The organism is Nocardia sp. NPDC049220 (assembly GCF_040647855.1).
Lineage (GTDB): Bacteria > Actinomycetota > Actinomycetes > Mycobacteriales > Mycobacteriaceae > Nocardia.
On sequence record NZ_JBEZDA010000021.1, the window covers coordinates 31,025 to 53,799 of the forward strand.

The window sequence follows — 22,775 nt, forward strand, 5'->3', positions numbered from 1 at the left end:
TCCGGGCTCGGTCAGCGACTGCACCTGTCACCGGCCCGGTCATGAACCTCTGGTGTCCGATCAACGCACCCCTTCGACTCGGTACCGTTGCAGACCAGCAACTGCTCGGCATTGGCGGAACGACGAAGCGGCGCACGGTTTTCGACAGCGAGGGTGTTGTGCCCGATCGGTCGGCTCGTCGGCCTGGGGCCGCCCAGTCTTGTCGAGTTGGCGCTGTTCCCATTCGAGTAGGTCGCTCAACCGATATCTTCGGGATCGCCCTATTCGTGCGTATCTGGGGCCGCGCCCGGCGGAGGCCCAAACCGCGAGCGTCTTCGTGGGAATCTCGAGGCGAGGGCCAGGACGGCTCCGGCGCGGTTAGTGATGGCCAACTTGTCATACCGTGTGGCGACCGCGCGCCAGTGTTTGGCATTGTTGGAGGCGCGCTCGTGACATTGCGCCGCTTGTAGGTCTCTCGGTCGAGTCCGGCGCTCGGCCGCTACGGTGACCTCTACGTTTACGGTTGGCGGTCGGTCTGATCGGAGCGTTCGGGATGACGGTACGGATACGTTTGCGCCGTGACAAGGCCCGGTTGGCGGCCGAGGAATACGCCTACTTACCCAGTAGCGCGGCGACGACGCATGGAATACGCCTGGGGGCGAACTACAGTGCCGCGGTGACGAAGTTTTCTTGCTCTCGGAGGCCGCTCCGCGCGGTACGTACGCCGCTCAGGTCGTGACCGAGACTGCCAATCCGAGCCCAACTCGGCTATGGCACTCCGACTTTCACAGTTTTCCCGCCCGGTCCCGCCCGGCATGATGCGAGCTTGCGAAACTCATTGCTGCTCAGTTCGACTGCATTCAGACGGCAACGCCGGACTGGCATCCGGTGACTGACGACGTGGCCCAACTTCGGTGACACACCGACCCACCTCCGACTGTCGTAGGTCACGGCAGCTGGGTCAGCTCAATTTCATCGGCAACGGATGACGATGTCGGCTTCCTTGCCCTGTGGTGTGGTGTGTACGGTGTCCGATCGTGTGCGGGGCAGCGGCATGTCGTTCGCTCTATCGATGCCAGGATCACCGTCATCGGCACGACACCAGCCGATCGGCTGACGGATCTATTGGCGCACGGCCAAGACATCGCGCTTTCACTCGGCATCACACGGGACATGCCGATCCCCGCGGCGCGGATGGCGATCGATCGAATCTGGACGATGGGTGCCCCATTCCACGCCCGCAAGAAGTTCACCGGTTACCGACTCGTCGCCACCGACACCGACTGGACCGCGGGCGAAGGATCGGTCATTGCCGGCCCGGTCGTCTCGCTTCTGCTAATCGTGACCGGTCGACGGCAAGGGTGGGACCAGCTCACCGGCGACGGGTCGGCGCTACTCGGCGAGGATGACCGACGCTAGTCGGTCCAGTCGGACTCCCTGACCACCGCCAGCGACAAAATCCCTACCACATCGCTGATCCGGATAATCAGGGAAAGCTCGGTCTGACCGCAGGTCACTTCTCGGCAAGTAGGTTTTTCCCCCATACCGCTTGATCGTCAGGCATGAAACACTTGGCTCGTGGTCATCACTGTGTGTTGCCGTCGCCTGACGGGTATCGCAGATATCGCGAAGTCGCCACTGCCACGCTGGCACCAGCTGATCGCAGTAGATCTCGAGGAGGTGCGCGATCGGCCGTCTGCTGGTCTGCTTCACGCGACGAGGGCACCATCGCGTACGTCTGCGCTCGTCCCTTGCGCGCGACGTCGTCGGCCGTTAGCACCCGCACCGTCGTTCTGCGTCGAGAGATCGATGGTGCGAGCTGTCGCCAGGAGGTGAACTCATGGCGGATCGGCTGGTTGTCGACCTCGCTGAGTTGGCGAGGCTGGCCAAAGAATATGCGGTGCTGGCAGACGAAGCGATGGGGTGGTTACAGCAGCTGAAAGTCGGCCTCGACTCGCTGGGCGCGCCATGGGGCGATGACAAACCCGGCCGCACTTTCGCCGAGACATATCTGCCTGCTCTTGACCAGTTGCTCAACGGATTACACCTCACGGTGCAGAACGTGCAAATGCATGGCGAGAACTTGGCTGGATTCGCGAACAACATTGCTGTCCAAGACCATAGTCTGGGGAACTCCGTGCGCGGAGTCGAGACTTCGATGGACGCTATGCCATTCGTCGGCTCGGCCTCGAACTCGGCAAGGGCCACCATGACTCCGGCCTCGCCCGGCGTCGCGGCGCCGACACCGCTCGCTGGCGATCATGCTGCGAAGGTTGTTCCCGCGCAGCCAGCCTTCCCTTCTTCCCCAACTGCATCAGCCGGTCAGCCAACACCGACGGCGCAAGTCGCCCTGCCGCCGTCGGCCCGACAGCCGCTGTCGCCACCCGCTCAATCGTCGTCGCCACCCGCTCGGTCGTCGTCGCCACCCGCTCGATCGCCGTCGCCCTCTCAGCTGAAGTCACCGATCGGCCAGCCGCAGTCGCAGGACCGTGTCCCGCAATCACAGCGGCCGGCTTCGCAGCGTCGGGGCCAGATCACCGCAGGACACGATCGGTCCGGTGCACGATCGACAGCGGCTGCCGCACCTGTAGGCTCTGGAGCGACCGTATCACCGACGAGGCCTCGCGGGCTCGAACCCGGATTTCCGCAGCAGCGACCGAGCGTGCCAGCTGGAGACGCCGATCCGCCGCCGCGCGGATCCGGCAACACCAAGCGTGACTCGGCGAGTCCGGCTATGGCGTCACGGCCGAAGCCGGACAAGGACAGATCAGCGATCACCCGGTCTGTGATCGAGCGTTACGGAATCGAGGTCTCAGGGTTCGACGACCCGGATATCGAGGACGACGTCATTGTCGAGTTCGCCGCCGCGCTCGACGACGTGCTGCCCAGGTATCCGGCAATCGATCTTCGCGGGGTCGCGATCTGCGAACTGCGGGCGGACGAGGTATCCACCGCGACGTGGAATTGGACGCCCGCACCGGACGGCCCGCGCCCTTACACGGCGCGAATTGTGCTGGCCAGCACGGTTGCGCGCGATCCGCTCGGCCTGGCGCGTCGGGTACGTCTGGCTGTCGAGTCCCGAGAGCTGGTCTCCGGATCCGAAGAGCGGCCGGTGTATTCGACGATTGTCCGTGAGTTGGCCCGCGCCCTTGATGTGGCAGGTGGTTTCCGAGCTCGCCGCCGGGCGCAGAGTGCGCTGTTGGCGCACTTCCTGCCGTCGATCGGGAACCGGGACGGTTTGCGCACGGTACTCGATTCCTACCGCGAATGGCGTAGCGCGTTGAGCGGTTACGCCTTCTACGGTCGGCGTCTGCATCCTGGACGATGCCTCGCCGAGGCATTCACCGAGGTGCATCTGCACAGCACTTCGGCCTCAGCGCCCGCACAGGTGCTGCACCACCTGCTTGTGGAGACTGCCCGGGAGGTGAGTCACCTCTGACTTTCGACAGCGGTGAGGCGTCCGTCCGGAGTGGGCATCCCCGTCGTCAGTTGTCTGGACGGCAGGCCGGCGCGAGTGCATCCGCCAGGTAGCGATATAGGGAAGTTGAGCACGGTGATGTCCGGGGGACTTTCGCGCAGGACGTTGCGCAACGTATTCGCCGATGCGCTGGAGTCGGCACTCGGCAGTTGTGACCTCCCGCTCGACAGCGGATTCGGGCCGGACACCGAACAGGCCCTGATTGATATCGCTTTTCACCGTGTCCGTACTGATCAGAGTCTGATCACCAAGGCGCGGGGTACCTTCCTGGCGGAAATGGCCTCGCTGCCCGACTCGCTTCCGTCATATCACGAGGCGCTACGACGGGTGCTGACTGGGATGGCGCACTGTTCGCTGGTGGCATGGCAGGCGGCTGGGGAGGATCCGCCGGATATCGAATCGGCCGATCAGCACCGCGACCGACGACGGACCTTGCTGGCGCGGATGGCCACGCTCGATGCCGATCATTTCGATTCGGACGATCTCGACCCGATTGTCGGCGCGGTACCGATCACCAGCCTAGTATCGGAACACCATCCGCCCGAAACGCTCGAATCAGATGCTCTCATCGCAATTTTCGACCACGATATCGTTCCGGAGATTTTTGCCGAGAACGACCCTCGTGACGAGCCGAGTGCACTGTTGCTATGCCGATCCTCGGCGCGTCAACGTTCCGCCTTGCGCCTCGCCGTCGAGCGCGACTGCGCGGCAGTCGATCCCGATTTGTTCGCGGCTTATCACCCGCATGCCGCCGTGTCAGTGAATGCCGGGGTGCTCCACGACACTCTGCTGTGGACGGTGATGGCGATCAGGTATGCGGTGGAGCGAAGCCTAGATGTCGTCGTCCAGACCGCCGCGGAGGAGCCACACCAGGCCGCCGAAGCAGCGGCTTTGTTCGCCCACTCCGGCTACCGGGTTGTGGTAGTTGGCGTTGACGGCGAGGCGGTCGTCTTGCCGGTGGAGTCGGGTCGCGGACTATGACCATCGAGATTCCGCCGGATATTCCGCAATGGGCAGTGGCCGCCGCGGCGGGCGAGAAGTTCCCGCTCCTGGACGAAGATCTCATGCGTGCGTTACAAGCGCACCTGCTGCAGGCGATGCGGGCGTCCGAACGCGCGTCGTCGAATTTCGACAATCTGTTGGCCCAGCTGAGGTTGTCCGGCGAGAGCGAGGCGATCACTGGCGCAGTACAGTCCGGCCGAGGGATCCTGCTGGCGTGGGGTGGGCTGACCGCAGGATTGGGCAAGCTGGCGTCGCACGTCGAGAAAGCAACGGATGACGCCGAGTTAACCAAGGTCGTCATTATCACCGCGCTCAGCCAACTCGTGGCGCAGGTGGGAATAGCGGTGCTGTTCCCGCCGGGTGCGGCGGCGGCGGACTTGAGAGCCTTCGCCGCGGCACGGGTTGCGGTGCGGGAGGCGATCGAGTGGCTGATCGCCAAGTTGGGTGGTCGCGGCCTGCATTTGGTAGTGCTGGGTGGTGCGGCGCAGGGCGCTCTGCCGAACTTGGTGGCACAGTTGTACCAGATCGACAACGGGGACCGGCAAGAAATCGATCGCAAATCTCTGGCAACGAGCATCATCGCCGGTGGAGTCGGTGGAGTCGCTGGACAGAAGGCGGCGGAACGCCTAATGCCGGTGCTGAACCGCATTGATCAGCGCTATGTGGCGCAGCTTCCGAAGAAGTGGCTACAAAAGACCGCTCGCGGCGGCGAAGTATTAGCGGTGATCGGTGCGGCTGGAGCAGCAGGCGGTGTGGCGGGTCTCGTCGCGGCGACCGTTGTGTCGCAGCAGGAGTTTTCGTTGAACTACCTGGTCAGCGCCGCGGCAGGTGGCATGTCGGGCTCGATGATCGGCGGTGCGGTACATGCCTTTCGCCCCGACCACTCGATTTCCGAACCAGATGAACTCGGCGATCTCGACAAGGTAGCGGCTGCGGATTCATATCGTGCCGATCTCATCGCGGCCTCGTCGGCGAGCAAACGGGTATGGGAGGACGCTGTCGTCGCCCAGCGCGCTGCCACGCGTCAGCTTCGGGCGGCGACGGTGCCCGAGGTGACGGCCGGAGCTGTAGTGAGCGGGCCCGGCGAAGTTTCGGACGAGGCCGCGCATGCTCAGAAACCCGCCACCGTGGTGCCCGCCGTCGCGGAGGTCGCGCCCGCAACCCGCCCCGGTACTGATGTTGTGCCGACGGACTCGGCTGGACCGTCGCAAAGTCGCACCACCGCAACGAGTTCCGGGATTGATGCGCCTGCTGGTGTCCCGGACTTGCCTGCACCGCATCCTGACGGGGGCATCCCGCGCATCGGTGACACCGAGGGCGGTGTGCAGGTCGAGCCGCGGCGGCCCGAACTCATCGCGGACGCTACCGCTGCCGTCGCGTCACAGCCCACCGAAGTCACCCCCCGAACCAACGGACCAGTCGGGACCGCCCGACCTGATGGCAGCCAGACTGCCAACGGGGCGAAGCTCGCGCCGTCCGGCCCGGCGGAGGTCATCGGTGATCGCGTCGGGCAGGAGGGTGGCGTTCGCCCTGGTCGGCCCGCGGCCGAGGTCGGTGTTTCCAAGGTCATCGCTCCCGAGGTCGTCCGTCTGACCGCGGACTCGATGACCGATCGGCGCGCTTCGGCGACGCCTTCCGAAGCGAACTCGCCCGCAGCCCACCCCGCGACAGTTGGCGGCGCGGCAGTCTCCGGCGCGACCGCGGGGGACCAGGTCCCGGACGTCCGGCCGCGCTCGCCAACGGTGTCGGGTTCGCGCGACGATCGCGTGGTGAGTGCTGACACGATGCCCGGGTCGGTTGGGTTGTCGGATGGTGAGGGGTCCGAGTCGCAGGAGATGGCCGCGGTGGGTTCCACTGCTGACGGGGATCGGCAGGTCGGTGGTGGTGATGGTGTCGCGGGCCGCATGATCGGTGTCGGGGAGTTGAATGGTGAGGAGTTCACCAGTATTCAGCGCGGGTTGTATGACGCTGCTCAGGAGATTCTGGTCGAGTATCACGCCCGTTCCAGTGAGTTCGTGCCGGAGATGATGCGGCTTGATGACGTGCCTGACGAGGTGTTGAAGTTCGGTTTGCTGCACGGCGACGAGCATGATTCGTTGCTAGCGGCGATCGAGACCGTTCGACGTCATTCGGGCAAGTTGTTGTATCGCGAGCAGTTGATGGGTGTGCTCGCTATGCGAGAGGGGTTGATACCCGAGATGGCCCCGGGCAGCGGTAAGACGTTGACCGCGGCGGTGCACAACGTGTGGACGGCGGTGCATCGCGGTCCGACGCTGTTGGTCACCAGTTCTGATCCGCTGGCTTACGAGGCCTTCGTCGAGTACAACGCGATATTCGGTGATTCCGGTGTGAGGTTCGTGCGAATAGATCCGGACCGTCCGGTGCCGCCGCCGCAGTCTGGGGAGCCGACCGTCTATATCGCTACGCAGGACGCGCTCGGTTTCGCTGAACTGCGTGGTCATTTGGATGGCATCGCGTTCGTGATGGCGACGGTCGATGAGATCGACGCGGCGTTGTTCTATATGAGTCCGACTTATGTGATCAGTGACGGCGCGGTACGCCCGGCCAGCACGCAGACAGCGCGCGCGATCGTCGCTGCCCGTGATTTCGTCGACGACGCTTTGGCGGCGACCACATTGACCGACCACGACTTCGGTCGCCACCCGGCGTTGCCGCGTTTACCAGCCCGATTGACCGATGAGGCATTGGCGAACGTACGCCGATTGTGGGAAGGCGAGTTGAGCGACGACGACGTGAAGCGGATCAATGCCGCTGCGGCGGTTGCGTTGGGTGACTTCGTCGAGGGTGATCACTTCGTGATGCACGAGGGTCGCCCGGTCATCATCGATCAGGTTTCGCACAAGGTGATGCGCGATCCGCGCACAGCGACCGAAAGCCGATGGCACGATATCGCACCCGCGATCGAAGCGGCGATGGCGAAGAGATATGACGCTGCCGGACGCGAGCACACTGTCGTCATCCACGGCAATTCGGAAACATCGAAGAGTACGACTCTCGGCGAGGTACTGCGGCGACACGTCGAATCGCTCACTGGTACCTCCGGCACCGTCATGAATACCGCCGAGGCGATCTCGACGGTTTACGGCACCGGTGACGCTGTCGCGATCCCGCGCACCAAGCAACATCGACTGGAGCACGGCGGCACGATCGTCACGGAAAGTCAGCATGAGAAGCGGACCGCTCTGATCGACAACATCCTGGATGTGTCACGCAAGGAAGGTCTGCCGCAGTTGGTGTTGACGCATCGCAACAGCGATGTCGCCGGTATCGCCGCGGAACTCCGCACTCGCGTCCCTGACGAGTCGATCGAGGTCGTAGACGCGAAATGGATTCTCGATCAGGGTGCCGACTGGGAGGAACGGCTGCACGGGATTGTGGAGGACGCTGGCACGTTGGGAAAGATCACCCTCATCAATATGCAGGGTGGTCGCGGCAATGACTACAAGGTTCACGACGAAATCTCCCAGGCAGGCGGTATTGTCGCGCACCTCTTCGGCAGTTCGGCCATATCCCAAGACGTCGACATGCAGGCGCGCAACCGTGTCGCTCGTAACGGCCAACGTGGCCGCGTATACGAGTACATCGCGGTCGACGACGCCCTGTTCGACCGGTCCGGACACCCGCACGCACAGCTGGTCATCACCCAGTACCGCGACGCCGCGACCGCATACCGAATTGACCCCAGCGACCAGCACCAAGCCGCTCTCGACCATGCCGCCAACGAGGTCCTCGACATGGTGCCAGCGCTCCAGCAACAATCACTGCACCGGTTGAAGTCCCTATTCGTGCCCACCAATATCGCTGCCTTGGTCGATGGACTCAGCTCCTCCGGCTCCATCGAGCCAACAGCTTTCGTCTCAGAGCAAACCAAGCCTCAGGCAACGGCCACGTCCGAGTCCACGCCCGCGGGCCACCACGATCGAGACCAGGCCGGCGAGCGCGTCACGGGCCACAGTGGCAGCTTCGAGCCGCTACAGCTGTCCGCGCAGTTCGCGACCGATGCCACGTCCGATCCTGCGTCCATCGACCACGCTCGCCAGACCCCCGGCAGCCCTGACACCAGTGCTGTCGATGCCGACGTCGCCGCTTTGCTGCGCCAGCCGCCACCCACGACAGAGCTGCTGCAACAGGCGCAGCGCGAGATCGCGATGCGTGACCTCGCGGCTCTACAGCCTGGCGCACTATGGCACCGTATGCCGCACTATCCGGACTCGGCGGGCGGGCCCGGCAGCATCGACGTGGAGCCAACCGATCCAGGCCTCGCTGCTTCCACCACAGCCGCAACGGAAACAGCGCCGCGCGCCCCTTCGGATTCCCCGCGACCCGGCGGCATGGCGTCACCGCCAGCGATGGAACACCTGCCGCGACACACCACGACCACCGACTACCTGGAAGCCGAATCCGGCGCGACAACCGTCGCATCCGGCGGCAACGAGGTCGACACCACTGTAGGTACGACGCCGTGGTCGCACGCGCCCGAGCACCACCAGCGACGCCCGTCACCAGGGTCACGTCGACCGACCCGAGGAAAGTACGCGTCTACGACGCCGTGGCGGGCGTGGCGTCCGACGGGTGATTCCGCTGCCGCGGCCGCGACGCCGTGGTCGTCGACGCGCACTCAGGTCACAGCGTTCGACGGCATGCGTCGGCGAGGGTTCGATTTGCCTGGGTTGTTGCGTCGGCAGGGGGTGGAGGTGGCGTTGTGGCAGGCCGAGCGGGCTGGTGATGTTGCGACTGTTGCCGAGTTGCGTGAAGCGGCCGCGGTGTTCGATCAGGCTGGCAGTTCGGAATTGGTGCGGCTGTTGGATGCCGCGGTTGTGGAGGGGGTGACTGCGCCGGCGCGGCGGGTAATGCCATCGAAGCTGGATGGTGCGGCGTGTGCGGTGGTGGCGGCGTTGCGGTTGCGCGATTTTCAGTCGGTGTTGGGCAATGAGTGGGACAGGGGGATCCCTCGGGTTATGCCGGGTGAGCAGGAAGTCGATCCGATCGCGTGGTCGACTGTGCTCGGTGGGCATGGGGAGGATCGGCTTGGTGGGGAGGTGGGTCATCGGTGGGTGCAGCATTTTTTGTTGGGTTTGCGTGACGGCGAATCCGGGTCGGTGACTGTAGCGCAGGGTAGGAAATATCACGGTCGTGCCGTGGTGGTGATGGACAAGTTGGGTGCCGATTCGGCGCATACCTACTTGGTGGTCAATTGGAAAGGCACGCTGCTCGTTGTCGATCCGGCTGGTTATGAGCGGCCGTTTCGGTTCGATCCGTCTCGTGCCGGGTCGGTTCAAGCTGTTCGTGCGGTTCGGTTGGAGGTCGATGGCAGACCGTCGGATCCGATTGTCACGCAGATCGTCGATGTGCAGGTCGACGGTGCGAAGCCGCGCACTGTGGTCGAGGATTACTGGAAGTCTTTGCCGACCGAACGCCCGCCAGATGCCATCTCCCACAAGGACTGGATGCCCGCTGTCGCCGGCGTCGAGTCCAGTGGACCGATTCCCGACCCGAACGATCCCGGATACGAGTCGATCGGCGCCTGGCTCGCGGCCATGCGCCGGCACGGTGGGTTGAGCGCGCGGGATCTCGCCGAACGCATGGAGCGTAGCCATACCGGGGTATTGAAGGCGGAAACGTCCGGTCGTGTCACCGCTGACTACTTGCGGGCTTTTGGTGTGGCTCTCGGTATTCCCGGTGATGTTCTGTGGTTGGCTGTGGTGCGTTTCGAGCCCGCGCTCTTGGTCGATTTCAGCGAATCGCTGGGCAGCTGGATCGAGGCCATTAAATTGCATTACAGAATGGGCGAGGAAGACATCGCAGGACTAATGGGACGTAGCCGCGTATACGACGCCGAGGCGCCTGTTCGTGTCACCGCTGATTATCTGCGTGCGTTCGGTGTGGCTCTCGGAATTTCCGATGATGTTTTGCTGTCGGCTGTGGCGCGCTTCAATCCTGAGCTCTTGGTTCATCTCAGCATATCGCTCGGCGCTTGGCTCGAAGCATTCCGGCTAGATCGTGGACTGAGCCTGAACGACCTCGCTGGACGCATGGCATGGAACGGACGCACTGTGTACGAGGCGGAGAAATCTGTTCGTGTCACCGCTGATTATCTGCGTGCATTCGGCGTGACTCTTGAAATTTCCGATGAAATTTTGATTCCAGCTGTGGCGGGTTTCAAATCTGAGCTCGCAGCCGATTTAAGTGGATCGCTGGGAGCTTGGCTCGAGGCATTCCGATCGCACCGTGGGTTGGGTATACATGACGTTGCCGAACTCATCGGAAGAAGCCATGCGGAAGTAATGATGGCGGAGAAATCTGACGGCATAACTACTGCTTATCTACGTGAATTCGGTGTAGCTCTTGCAATTTCAGATGATGTATTGTTGTCGGCCGTCGTGCGTTTCAAGCCGGAGTTCTTGGTCGATTTCAGCGAATCGATGGGCGTCTGGCTCGAGCATCTGAGATCGCACTACGGACCGAGTCAGCAGAAACTTGCCGAGTTGATGAAAAGAAGCCAGGCCGCCGTGTCCGATGCGGAGTCGAGTGGTCGAGTCACTGTCGGCTACCTGTGGGCTTTCGGTGCCGCCCTCAAAGTTCCCGACGAGATTATGAAATCGGCCGTCGGTAGGTTCGAGCCTAGATTATTGCGCGCTTACATCGCAGGGGCACCCAACCCAACCGAATCCAGATATGAGTCTATTGGCGCCTGGCTCAGAGCTTACCGAGCAGCTTACAGACTGCATCGCGGGGACCTCGCCACTCGCATGGGCCTGACCTACGACGAGGTTTTCGATGTAGAGGCGGGTGGTCATGTTTCTGCTGACTACCTGCGTGCCTTCGGTGCTGTGATGGATGTTCCCGATGGTGTTGTCTTGTCGGCCGTAATGCGTTTCGAGCCCAGTCTTGCAGCTCATTTCAGTGATTCGTTGGGAGCCTGGCTCAAAGCGTTCCGGTTGCACCGCAATTTGACTCAAACGGAACTTGCTGCCCGGATAGGGCTGAGCCCGGCGACCGTGTCCCGCGCGGAGGCGGGCGGTCGTGTTCCCGTTGGTTATCTGCATGCTATCGGTGTTGTGTTAGGTGTTCCCGACGGTGTGGTGTTGTCGGCAGTTGAGCGTTTCGATCCCCGTCTCGCGTCCCGTCTCAGCGAATCGGCGCCCAACCCGACGGCCCCCGAATATCAATCGATCGGCGCTTGGCTGCATGCGGCCCGGCAGTCCCGCGGACTGACTCAGCAACAACTCGCCAACGCCATAGGCCGAAACCGGTCTACCGTGCGACGCGCGGAGGATGGTGAAGTCACCGCTGCCTATCTACGGGCCGTCGGCACTCCCCTCGGCATTTCCCGTGGTCTGCTGCAGGCTGCCGTGGTGCGGTTCGAACCCCGGCTTGCGGTCGAGTTCAGCGAGTCGTTGGGTTCTTGGTTCGAGGCATTCCGATTGGACCGCGGGTTGAGCCAACTGGAACTCGCCGACCTCATATTCCGAGATCGTGACACCGTATCCGCCGCGGAGGCGTCTGGTCGCGTTACTGCGGATTATCTGCGAGCTTTCGGCGTGGCTCTCGGCATTCCCGACGATGTTCTGTGGTCAGCTGTGGTGCATTTCGACCTCCGGCTCGCGTACGATTTCGGCGAAACGGTCCCACACCCGACCGGTTACCAGGCGATCGGAGACTGGATCAGGGCAGTCCGCCACGCGGACCTGCCAGACCCGGACCTGGCCGCGCGTGTGGTGGTGCTCCACTTGATCGATGAGTTCACCGTCGAGCAGACAGCAGCACGGCTGGGGATCGCGTCTGATGATGTCGAGCGACTGGCAGCGCTGGCCAGTAGCGTGCTGCGTACGGTATTCGGCCGATCTGACTCGGCGGATCGCGACGAACCCGAGCAAGCTGGTGAAACCCAGCCAAAGGTGCATCAGGCCATGCATGTGGCCGCGCCGACGCGAAGAGATGAGATCGACACTGATCCTTCCCCAGAACTCGATCGACTCGGTCGCCTCGTCGAGTCCGACCAGGAACTGATCAGCCACCATGCGTCCTGGGATCCCCGGGAAAAGGCATTCACCTATCGCCTTTTCGACGGCAGGGTCGGCACGATCGGGCTGCGCTTGGACCCGGATCCCGCCGCCGCTGCCGTCCAACCGGAGATCGACATTTCCGGTGGCCGTCACATCCTGTACGTCGCCACGTCCGCGTTGCGGGCGGAGGCGGCGGATATTCACATTGGTCGCAGCATCGCGGGGCACGTGGAGGCCATCCGTGTGAATGGCCAGCAGCACGCCGTGCCGACCAGGGGGAGCCTGGAATACCCCATGTCGATATCCGTGGATATGATCCGTAAATTCGCGGAATTGCGATATGTGGTCGGAAGAATCGGCCGGGGTGGTGCCGATCACCTGCCCGAGTCGCAGCGTGCCCTCGAAGGGTTGATCACTGATCTCGGTCTGCATCCGAATGAACCCCACGCCGCTACGCGTATGAAGTTACTGAACGCCTGGGATCCCAGGTCTCGCCCAGCTGATCGGCTTCGCGAACTCATGCCCTCGTTGACACCCGAACGAGACGGTCGGTTCTGGTCCCAACTCGCGAAGTCGAAGATCGCGCGGCTCGAACGGCTGTGGCGTGAAACCAAGGACTTCTACCGTTATTCCCCCGAACGACTCGAGGTTGCCCTACTGGACCAATTCCGTCGCGATTCGCCCGGCTCGGATTCGGCGCTCACCCACGCCGAACTGCTGCGTCAGGTCGACGCCGACAGCGGCTTGATCACTCGTGGCTACGGGTTCTGGGATGCCACCACCGCCAGGTTCACGTTCCTCGATGGCGACAACCATCGCGTCGAGCTGGTGGTCTGGACCAGTCCGGAACCGATTTCGGGAGTGGCCGCCAAGATTCATCAAAGCGACTTCGTCAACGATGTCTACCATGTGTTCGTCTCGCCAAGCACGCTGATAGGGCATGCCTCGCTCGCCGTTGCGGATGCGTTGGGTCAGATCCGGCACTGGCGGCAGCGCGCTATCGGACCGGTCAACTCGATCGGCGGGCCCGGGGCGCGCATGACTTATACGATCGCCGGCCGGTTTGCGCAATTGGGCGTCTTGGTAGGAAAACTCGACCGAGCGATGGCAGGTTCCGGCACAGAGTCGGTAGCAAACCTTCGTATGGACTTGGCGCATGTGGTTTCGGAGTTGGGCCGGAAGTTCTCGGGGTCGCAGTCGTTCACCTGGCCGACCTTGCTGGCCAGACATGACGCGTTGCTGGCGGAACGTGTCGCGTACTGGCAGTCGAAGTTCGGGTTCGAACATACCGAGGTGACCCCGTCGATCCTCGATGAAACGGATTACCCCTATGACATCGAGGTGCGCAACGTCGGCGACTTCCACGGCCGAGCCCGCCCCGCCGCCCTGCCCGATTTGGCTCACGACGAGCTGCTTCATCTCATCGAAACGGACCTTTCGCTGATCGCCACCAGCCATATGCGTTGGGTACACGACCACTTCGAATTCACGGACCGCGAGGGCTCGACCCTATATTTCTATGTCGAAGCGCACAAAGTCCGTTCCAACCTGGTCGCGTGCTGGGGTCATGACTTCGGCAAGCGCTACCGCGTCTCGGTCTCGCCCAGAACGCATCCGGAGGATGTGTCGCGCGCTGTCAAGGGTGCGTTGGACCAGTTCATCGACCAGTACAACGAACCACGGGTTCCCTGGATCTACGAATACGGTCAGCTGCGCGTCGTTGTCGAAAAGCTCGACGCGGCAGCATCTCTCGGGGAGTCCGAGAGGGTGCAGGTCTTGGGCAGGAAGCTGGCGGCGTTGGCTGCCGAACTTCGCATCCGGCCTGCTGATCCCGGCTCGGATCACCGCATGCGGGTACTGGCAGAACGCGACGAGGATCTGGCGAGGCGATCGACCGAGTGGATACTGCGAACCCAGCACAACCGAGTCGCGGTCGACGCCGTGTATGGCACGCGGCCACAGTCGGTTTTGAGTTTGCAAGGCGCGGCTGTTCGGGCCAATGCGGTGGTGTTGGCTCAACGGCGCGAGCGGGTCATCGGGGAGGTATGGGACGTCGCGCCGGTGGAATCGGCACGTGCCATGCGCGAAGGCGGAGTGCATGAACTGCACGCATCGCTCCAGGTCGCACTGCAACTGCGTAGCGCGGGGGAAACGTTGCCGATCACGGTAACCGGGCTTGCGATCGACGAACATATCGCGAGGGCTGCGATCGAGGGGGATCTGACCATCGGCGTTTCCTCGATCGAGCAACTTCAGCAGGTGGCGGCGACCGCCCAACTGCTCGATGCCACCGCGAAGGTGGCAGTAGAAGTGGACACCGGTAAACACACCGGTGGGGTGCCGTTGTCGCAGTACACGACGATGGTGAGTGCCGTCAGCGGACACGTCGCGGCGGGAACAGTCGAACTGTGCTCGGTCTTCACCGAACTCGCCCACGACGACGATCCCTGGCACCCGATGAATGACATCCAGGCCCGTCGCTTCTACGAGGTACAGCAGACGACACGCGGGTACGACGACCTCGAGGGTCACGGAATCTTCCACATCGCGGGAGCCGCACTGGCCCTACGACCGGAACTGGGTTCGGCCAGCGCGGCCCGGTTCGGTGCGCCGTTATACGGGCACCTGCCCGTGGAGTTTCCCGGCCTCGTGTTGCAGCACGCGGTGACGTGGTGGTCACGCGCCATCCATATCCAGGACGTACCGGCCGGGGAAGGCGTCGGCTATGACGGTGTGCCGGTTGACCGTCCTCGGCGGATCGCGTGGATCGGAGGCGGATACGCCGACCGCATGCCGTACGAATGGGGTCGGTCGGCCAAAGATCTCTACGTATCGGTGAATGGGGTTCGTCTACGCGTGGCCGGCCCCGTGAGTATGGACGCATTTCCCGTCGAGATCCCACCGGGAGCCGAAGTCGACTTCGGTGACGTCGCCGTACTGGCGGGGCCAGGAGCCGACGGCGAACTCACACTCGATCAATGGTCCGGTGCACTGGGAGTTCCGGTCGAACAGTTGCTGAATACGCCGCCCGGTCGGACCAGGGTGGCCAGCCACGACGGGATCGCTCTGGTGGCTCCGGAGATCTTCGACCGGAGCACCTTCGACCCGCGTCTGGCCTCGGCATGGGCGTCAGCCGATACCGACGCTTTGGCGAACAACCTGGCGGTCACCAGGCAGCGAATCAGCGACAAGGTACGCCAGACGGATCTGCCTCTCGTGGAGCCTCGGATCATGTTGGTGCTGAAGGCGGATGCGTACGGCAATGGTTCCGAGGTCATCGCGCTGGCTGGTGCGCGGGCGGGGGTGGACTTCATCGGAGCCGCGCTGATCGACGAAACGCTCAAGTTGCGTGCCTCGGGCGTCACGACCAGACTGCTGGCCTGGCAAACCCATCCTTACTCCGACTTCGTCGCCGCTATCGGTGCGGATGTGTCGGTCGCGGTGTCGTCGCTGACAGTGCTCCGCGCGGTAGCGGCCGCGGCGAAGGCGGTCGGCAGGCCGGCGAAGGTGCATCTGGCGGTGAACACCGGCCTGAACCGCGAAGGCGTCTCCCCGGATCGGTTGGCCGATTTCATCCGAGAGCTGCGGCACTTGATCGATCACGGCTGGATCGAGTTCGAGGGTGTGATGTCGCATGTAGACCATGTGGAGGAGCGATGGGAGACGCAATATCGCCGGTTCAGCGCGGCGGTCGAACTTCTTGTCGCGTCCGGTTTGACGCCGGAATTGCAGCATCTGTGGGCGAGTGCCGCCCTCGACGTCCCGGCGGACCGGCTCTTCACGATGGTTCGCACTGGCATCGCGCTGTATGGCATGCCCTCGGATCTCGGGCCGGATCCTGATTTGCGACAGGTGCTACGGGTCCACAGCCGAGTCGCTCATGTGATGGCTGTATCCGAAGGGGCCGGCGTCGGCTCCCGACATGCCTGGATCGCATCGCGGGACACCACGATCGCACGAATTACGATCGGGTACGGCGATCTTCAATTGCCCCGGCCAGGAACATACCAGGTATGGATCGAGGGTGATCGCTATGAAGTCGTCGGACAAGGGCGCGACTTCATCCTCGTCGACCTCGGCCCGGATTCTGGCATCCGCGAAAACACCGAGGTGGTCCTGCTCGGGCCCGGCGACCGTGGTGAGCCCACGCTGCGCGATTGGGCGATGGAGGCCGGTTTCAGCGAGGCGCCCATGCTCGGCTGGCGGGTCGCGGTCACCGCTTTCCACGATGAGTCGGGGGTGTCGGATCCGCCCTCGTCGATACCAACCGACGAGGGGCATCGTAGCGAGCCTGCGCCGACGCGTTCGCGCGCGTCGGCGGATGCCACGGGCCGGTCGGCTACGGGTGCTGTCGCGACGGGCGGTGTTCTTGCCGGCCGGAATGCTCTCGGGGAGGTGGAGGGCGACGAGAGGGTATCCGGTGATGGGACAGTGGCCTACCAGCGGCCGGCGGACGGTCGAGGCCATAAGTACAACCAGTGCGGGCCGATGGTGGTTGACGATGTGGCCGACGTCTTCGGTCGCGATGATATTCGCCGATTGGGCACAGCCGGTCTGAGTGGGGTTTTGATCAGTGAACTGGAGCGGGCACTGGGGGGACAAACGCAGCATCTGACGGGGACGGTGGAAGCGGTAGGGCGGTTGGCTGCCTTGGGTCGAGCGTTGGATGTCGAGCAGCCCGGTCGGGGCAACGGCGTGGCGGTGGTGGTGTTGGAGCCGGCGGTGTCGGGTCGGCGGGGGAATCTGGGGCATGCCTGGTGGCTGATTCGTCGCGTAGGGCCGAACGGGACTGTGCGCTTCGAGTTGCGAGATCCGGGGAAGGGACAGGTACTGCCGGATTTCGTTCCTGCGCAGAGTGTTTCGAACGGTCGTGGCGTCCTGGCGTTGTACTTGGACAACAAGGGTTATCCGGTCGCCGGAGGTGCTTCCGATTCGGATGGTGTTGTGCGATGGCGCGGTTCGTCCGACGACTTCGCAATCGGCAGAGATCTGGATCTCGCGGTCGGTGCACGCTCGGCGGTCGCAGGGTTCGGCCCGCACCATGGGCTGGTTGACGGGCAATCCACACAGGTCGAGGAACTCGACGAGCCCGAACGGGCCGGGCGTCTCGCCGGGGACACTCGGTCGGCCGCCGGGGTCAGCAAAAAGGGCACGAACCACGATCGCAACGACGACGCGATGACGGTTGTGGAGTTCACCCGCGAGGGGAAACCAGTCGTGGTCGCCGCGGTGTTCGACGGGGTCGGCGGAGCACCGGATGGCCACCGCGCCGCACGAGAAGCAGCGGTCGAACTCGGTGCCTACCTGAAAGAAAATTGGCCACAAACGCTGTTCAAGCGCGCGCTGAGCCGGGAGGCGGTGCTGCGCGACGCGCTACATCACGTCCATCAGAAGGTACAAAGCCTGGCACGACGGCCCGAATACGCCGACTCCGAGGACAAGCCCCAGTGCACCGTCGCGGTGGTGGTGACGGAACCGGACCGGTTCACCGTCGGGTGGGTCGGAGACAGCCGGGTCGGCTGGGCATCCGCGGACGGTAGACACGCGATGTGGTGGACCGCTGACCACTCCTACATTCGGAGGTTCGCGAAGGAACTCGGCACAACCGAGTCGCAAGCGATCCAACAATTCCCCTGGCTGGAAAAGAGCCGACACATCATCGAATACGCCCTCGGCCGGGCGTTCCCGGCGGAACCGAACGACCACGTAGCGTCGGAGGAATACGTCACCACAGTTCTGGTGTCGGATGGCATCGACGCGCCGGTGAGAGCCGAGAACGGCCAGCTCGAGGTGCCTCGCGGCGGTGTCGTGATAGCGGGCACCGATGGTGCGGTGAAGACGATGTCGACCGCCGAGGAGTTCGGCAGAGCCGTTCGTAGGCACGCCGGCGACCTGGGCGCGATCGCAAACGACGTGGTCGACCGCGCGGTCGAATCGGGCGAGACCGACGACATCACGGTCGTCGCCGTGCAGCAATCGCCGCAGGAGCGCCGCGCGTGGTGGCGGCGCAAGCCGAGGTCCGGGAGCGAGTTTGTCCGGGGGAGTGCCGCGCCGCCCGCATCGAAAGACGGTACGGCCGAGCGTGTTCCGGTGGCGACGAGCCTGTCGGCGCATGAACTCAATCAGTGCGGACCGCAGGTGCTGAAACTGCATCGTCAGGACACCGGCAATGCGGGCGTGGTGACGACCCGAGTGGTCGGTCTGGGCGGGATGTGGGTCAAGGACTTCGCAGTTGACTCCGGAGGGCGATTGCAATATTTCCCCGTCGACCGGAATCGGGCGCACCTGCATGTCGAGGAGGGATTGCGTGCGTTGGTGGCGGGATTGCTCGAAGGGCAACGCGATGGAGTGTCGGTGCTGGTGGTGGATGGCCATCGTGAGTTCGGTGAGTACGGGGTGGCCGGTCACGTCTACCGATTGGTGTACCGGGCCGACGAGAACGGTGCGAACGGGTGGATCGAGGTGCAGGACCCGGGCAAGGCGCTCTCCGGACTCTTCGAGGACACAGCGGATCCGGCTGAGTTGCGCGGAATTTGGGCAATGGCGTTCGACAGGAACGGCCATCCTCTCGAGCTTCCGGGCGGCACCACGGACGGTCCCGCTCCCGAATTCTTTGTCGGCCGGTCGCGAGAACATGACGAACAGCATGCTTTGTCGGCGCCCGACTCCGGTGCGGCCGTGGAAAACGAATCGACTGACGGTAGGTCTATCCATACTGCGGGCAGCCAGCTACCGGAAGCGGGCTCAGCCCGGTCGGCGGCAGATGGACTACTGGTCGGTGGGCGGCGCACTGCTGACCCGACCGACCCGCATCGGCCGCTTCGGGTCGTGACCTGGAACATCGCTGGCGGTCGCCGGGTACTGTCATACGACTCGAATAAGCCATTCGACTATAGCGAGGTCGATCTGCCCTACTTTGTCGAGCAGCTTCGGCGGATTGATGCCGATGTTATCTGTCTGCAGGAGACCGAAATCGGCCCGGATGGCTCTACCGCGCAACAATTGGCCGCGATGCTCGGCTACCGGTATGTCTATGAGACCGACATGAGTCCGTCGCATATGGATACCAGCAAGCGATTGGGAATCGCGGTGCTCAGCCGACTCCCGATCCAGGATGCCGAATCGCACCGACTACCTCCCCCGCAGTTCGAACTGAAAGTCCGAGCCGAGCGGGTGCAGCCGTACGCCCGCTTCGCGCAGGTCGTCAGAGTTGCGGGCATCCCGGTGGGGAACGTTTCGCCGATGCCGCTGCACGTCTTCAAAGACGAAGCGGGAAAACGATATACCTACGAGAGTGGCGAAGGCGCGATATTTGCCAAAGAGATCGGCCGGACTGTTACGGCGATGCTGCGAGGCCCAGGCATATGGGCCGGCGACACCAATACAGATAACCCGGTCTTGGTATACGGGCAGGTCTTCGACAAGCTCGGTATGGTCGCCGCGCTCGATCCCGCCGCTAGAACTGTTCCGCCTCATCCGCGCCGCCCGGTTGGCGCGCCGGATCAGTTGTGGGCAGCGGCTGAGACATTCGGTGTCGCCGCCAGCGGTACCGTAGATACCGAGACCGACCATTATCCGGCTTGGGTGGACTGGGATGTCACAGACCCGGAATTGGCCGGACTTTTGAGTACTACGCGGCAAGTCGAACGCGAGGTTGCCGTTGGTGAAGATGCGAAACCCGGCAGTCCTGGCGACACCAGCGGAGTGGACAGACCGAGTGGCGCTGACGGAGCCCCCACCGGTCGGGCATTCCAGGTGGGTGGAGCTACGTTCTATGCCACTGGTGAACAGGTGCCCTCGTCCCTGCCGAGTGATGGTTCGAACACCGGCACCGCCGCGCCTGAATCGGGTGAGCGACTCGGTGCACAGAATGATGTGGTGTCCCGAAATTCGACAGATGTCGACTGGAACACGCTGCTGGGCGGACCGGGGCAACCCCGAGTGGTACTGCTCGGAGAAGAACACAGCAATAGCCGGACCAGGGCGTATCTGGCAGACCTGGCAGCGGAATTAAAGGCCAAGGGTGTTACACATTTCGGCATCGAAGCGCTCGCTCATCCGAAATTCGATGCGCTGAACAACGGTGAATCTGTCGACCTCGAGGGGGTGTCGTGCGGTCCCGGTCGATATGGTCTGGGCGCTATCGGCCGAAGCTATCGGAAAATGGTCCTCGCCATCGCGGCACAGGGAATAAAAATTGTGCCGATCGATCTCAGCATCAGCAACCCACGCAGCATCGACTGGCGCACCCTGCTCGAACGGGAGGAGCACATGACGACTGTGGTCGCCGGTGCACTGGGCGAACGGCCCGATGCCAAAATGGTCGTCCTTGTGGGAAAATCGCATGTCGGTCCTGAGCTATGGGGAAATAAATCCCTGAGTCGACGCCTGCGCGAAGAACAATATCCGGTGACGTCGGTCCTGCTCGAGGGCGGATACGACTCGAAAGAACCAGCATTCGAGGATGGAGTACTGAACCTTCCTCCAGGCATGGACCATCCGCAACTCGAAGCCATCGCCGAGACGCATGTCGGTGTGCTGGGGCGCGGTTTGCCGGCGCCAATGGCGCAGGTTGCCAGCGGGTTGGTTTCGGCCCTTGTCTGTCTCTTGGACGGCGAAATGCAGCTGAAGCTGCGCAATCTTGCCGATCGCGGTATGGATGTGCTCGAGGTCGGCTTGACCGGCCAGGCGGGCGGGGCGTCGTACATGGTTTTGAAGGGTCCGCCGGGTGACCCGATACTCGAACAAATACTGCGCGTGCGCATGCGAGCCGGGGACCTGGTCGCGCGGGATGTGGGTCGACTGATCTCGGAGATGCTCTACGACTGCGACCATGTCTCGACGCTCTCGGGAACTGTCGCCGCTTTACTCACTCGGCTGCCCGTTCACCCCCAAGATGATTTAACGTGGTCCGCGAGCGTCGGCCGTGACCAAACGGGACGGCGGATATTGCAGTGCTTGGTCTACGACCAAAGGGGAAAACCCCTTGCTGATATGAAGATTCCACTATTACCTGTTCCGAACGACACCCGATCGCCCGTCGCGGGCGCGCAGCTCGCACCGCCGGATGGGGAAGGAAATCTGCCGACCGGCGGTGCGGCGTCATCGAGTCCGTGGCAGCGTGCTGCAGCGGATGCGATGACCGGACAGCGGATACCCCATCTGGTGGAGTCTTCTGACAGCAGCGGGTTCCGCGGCGCCGATGTCGTGGTCTACCTGCCGGCCGAGTTGGCGCGTTCCTTGCTTGGGGCGGTGGGGGATCCGGGGCGTAGAGCTCGAGAGGTATTGGACGAGTATGGGATCAGCGTCTCCTATGGAAGTTACCCGGTGTCCCGATACGACACGGTGCGTAACCATATCGATCTCGAACTCTGGGAAGACGGCCATGCGGCCCGCTTGGTCGAGATGACGGTGCATGCCAAGTGGGCTTTGGAAGGGTGGTCGGCGCGGAATGATCCGGTCGCATTCGCCAGGGACGCGTTCGTGTACAGAGCCCATGAGGAAGATGCCGCTGCCGCTGTCGAACGAATATTCGCCACGATGGAACTGCAACGCGTCGACCCTGGCGTCCCGGACGCACCTGCCCAACGGCAGTATCGAGAAGGATATCGACTGGCGCTGACCGAAGCGAAGTCGGCTGGACTGACCGTCGACGAGCAACTGAGCGCAGCCGACCGGGGCGGACGCGGCGCAGTTTTTCGGCATCTCATCGAGACCAACTTCAGAAATCCGGGCGCGGATTGGGATATCGCGGTGGCGGAGTCACAAGACGCATCGGAGTGGATCGATCTCTACAGTGGGACCGACCGCAAATGGGCTGCGATCATTCGATCCGATGGCGTGGATACCAACTTCCCCAGATATCGCTGTGACTTCGGCCAGGGCTTCTACCTCACTCGCGACTATGCGCAAGCCGAGGATTGGGCGAGTGTGCATCCTCATCCAGAAGTTCTGCATTACCGCATTCGCCGTCAGGATTTGGATGCCCTCAGCCGGAAGTCATTCAGCGATGAGAGCCATGATTTGGCTGATTTTGTCAGGCACTACCGCACCGGCGGTGGTGGCACACCCCACGATGTGATCGAGGGGCCGATGCTTCTCAATCCGCGACAATACCTGGCTGGTGATCCTCCGGAGTGGGGTGGCAACCAAGTGGTTTTCTACGGAGGGACCGGCGCGATGCTCGATGCGGCCTTGCAACCCCGTAACTGACATCGGAGAACTCGCGCAGGTCCCGCCCGATGTCCCCAGCATCTCACCGCCGTGCAGAATGACCACGATTGTGGATA

Annotated in this window: 5 protein-coding genes; 4 read left to right on the forward strand and 1 reads right to left on the reverse strand. The window is 63.3% G+C overall.

Features of this window, described 5'->3' with window-relative positions; genetic code table 11:
* Positions 1-60: 60 nt before the first annotated feature.
* The gene (locus AB0C34_RS28235; RefSeq protein WP_357079461.1) at positions 61-324 is read right to left on the reverse strand and encodes a hypothetical protein; all 264 of its coding nucleotides are present in this window, start codon (positions 322-324) and stop codon (positions 61-63) included.
* Between the two features lie 675 nt (positions 325-999).
* Here AB0C34_RS28235 and AB0C34_RS28240 point away from each other — a divergent pair.
* The 4 genes from AB0C34_RS28240 (at position 1,000) to AB0C34_RS28255 (ending at position 22,698) form a co-directional block, all read left to right on the forward strand.
* Positions 1,000-1,398 carry a hypothetical protein gene (locus AB0C34_RS28240; protein ID WP_357079357.1) on the forward strand — a complete coding sequence of 133 codons (399 nt, stop codon included), beginning with the start codon at positions 1,000-1,002 and terminating at the stop codon, positions 1,396-1,398.
* A 1,243-nt stretch (positions 1,399-2,641) separates the two neighbouring features.
* Positions 2,642-3,418 carry a hypothetical protein gene (locus tag AB0C34_RS28245; RefSeq protein WP_357079360.1) on the forward strand — a complete coding sequence of 259 codons (777 nt, stop codon included), beginning with the start codon at positions 2,642-2,644 and terminating at the stop codon, positions 3,416-3,418.
* 12 nt (positions 3,419-3,430) lie between these two features.
* A complete protein-coding gene (locus AB0C34_RS28250) occupies positions 3,431-4,438 on the forward strand; it encodes a zeta toxin family protein (RefSeq protein ID WP_357079363.1) in 1,008 nt (335 codons plus the stop codon).
* Positions 4,435-22,698, forward strand: coding sequence for an alanine racemase (locus AB0C34_RS28255; protein ID WP_357079366.1), 18,264 nt, complete (start codon positions 4,435-4,437; stop codon positions 22,696-22,698). The genes AB0C34_RS28250 and AB0C34_RS28255 overlap by 4 nt, the downstream gene beginning before the upstream one ends.
* Positions 22,699-22,775: the final 77 nt, after the last annotated feature.

Excerpts from the sequence above, each read along its gene's own strand:
- AB0C34_RS28255 (WP_357079366.1), top strand. The coding sequence starts at position 4,435 with ATGACCATCGAGATTCCGCCGGATATTCCGCAATGGGCAGTGGCCGCC.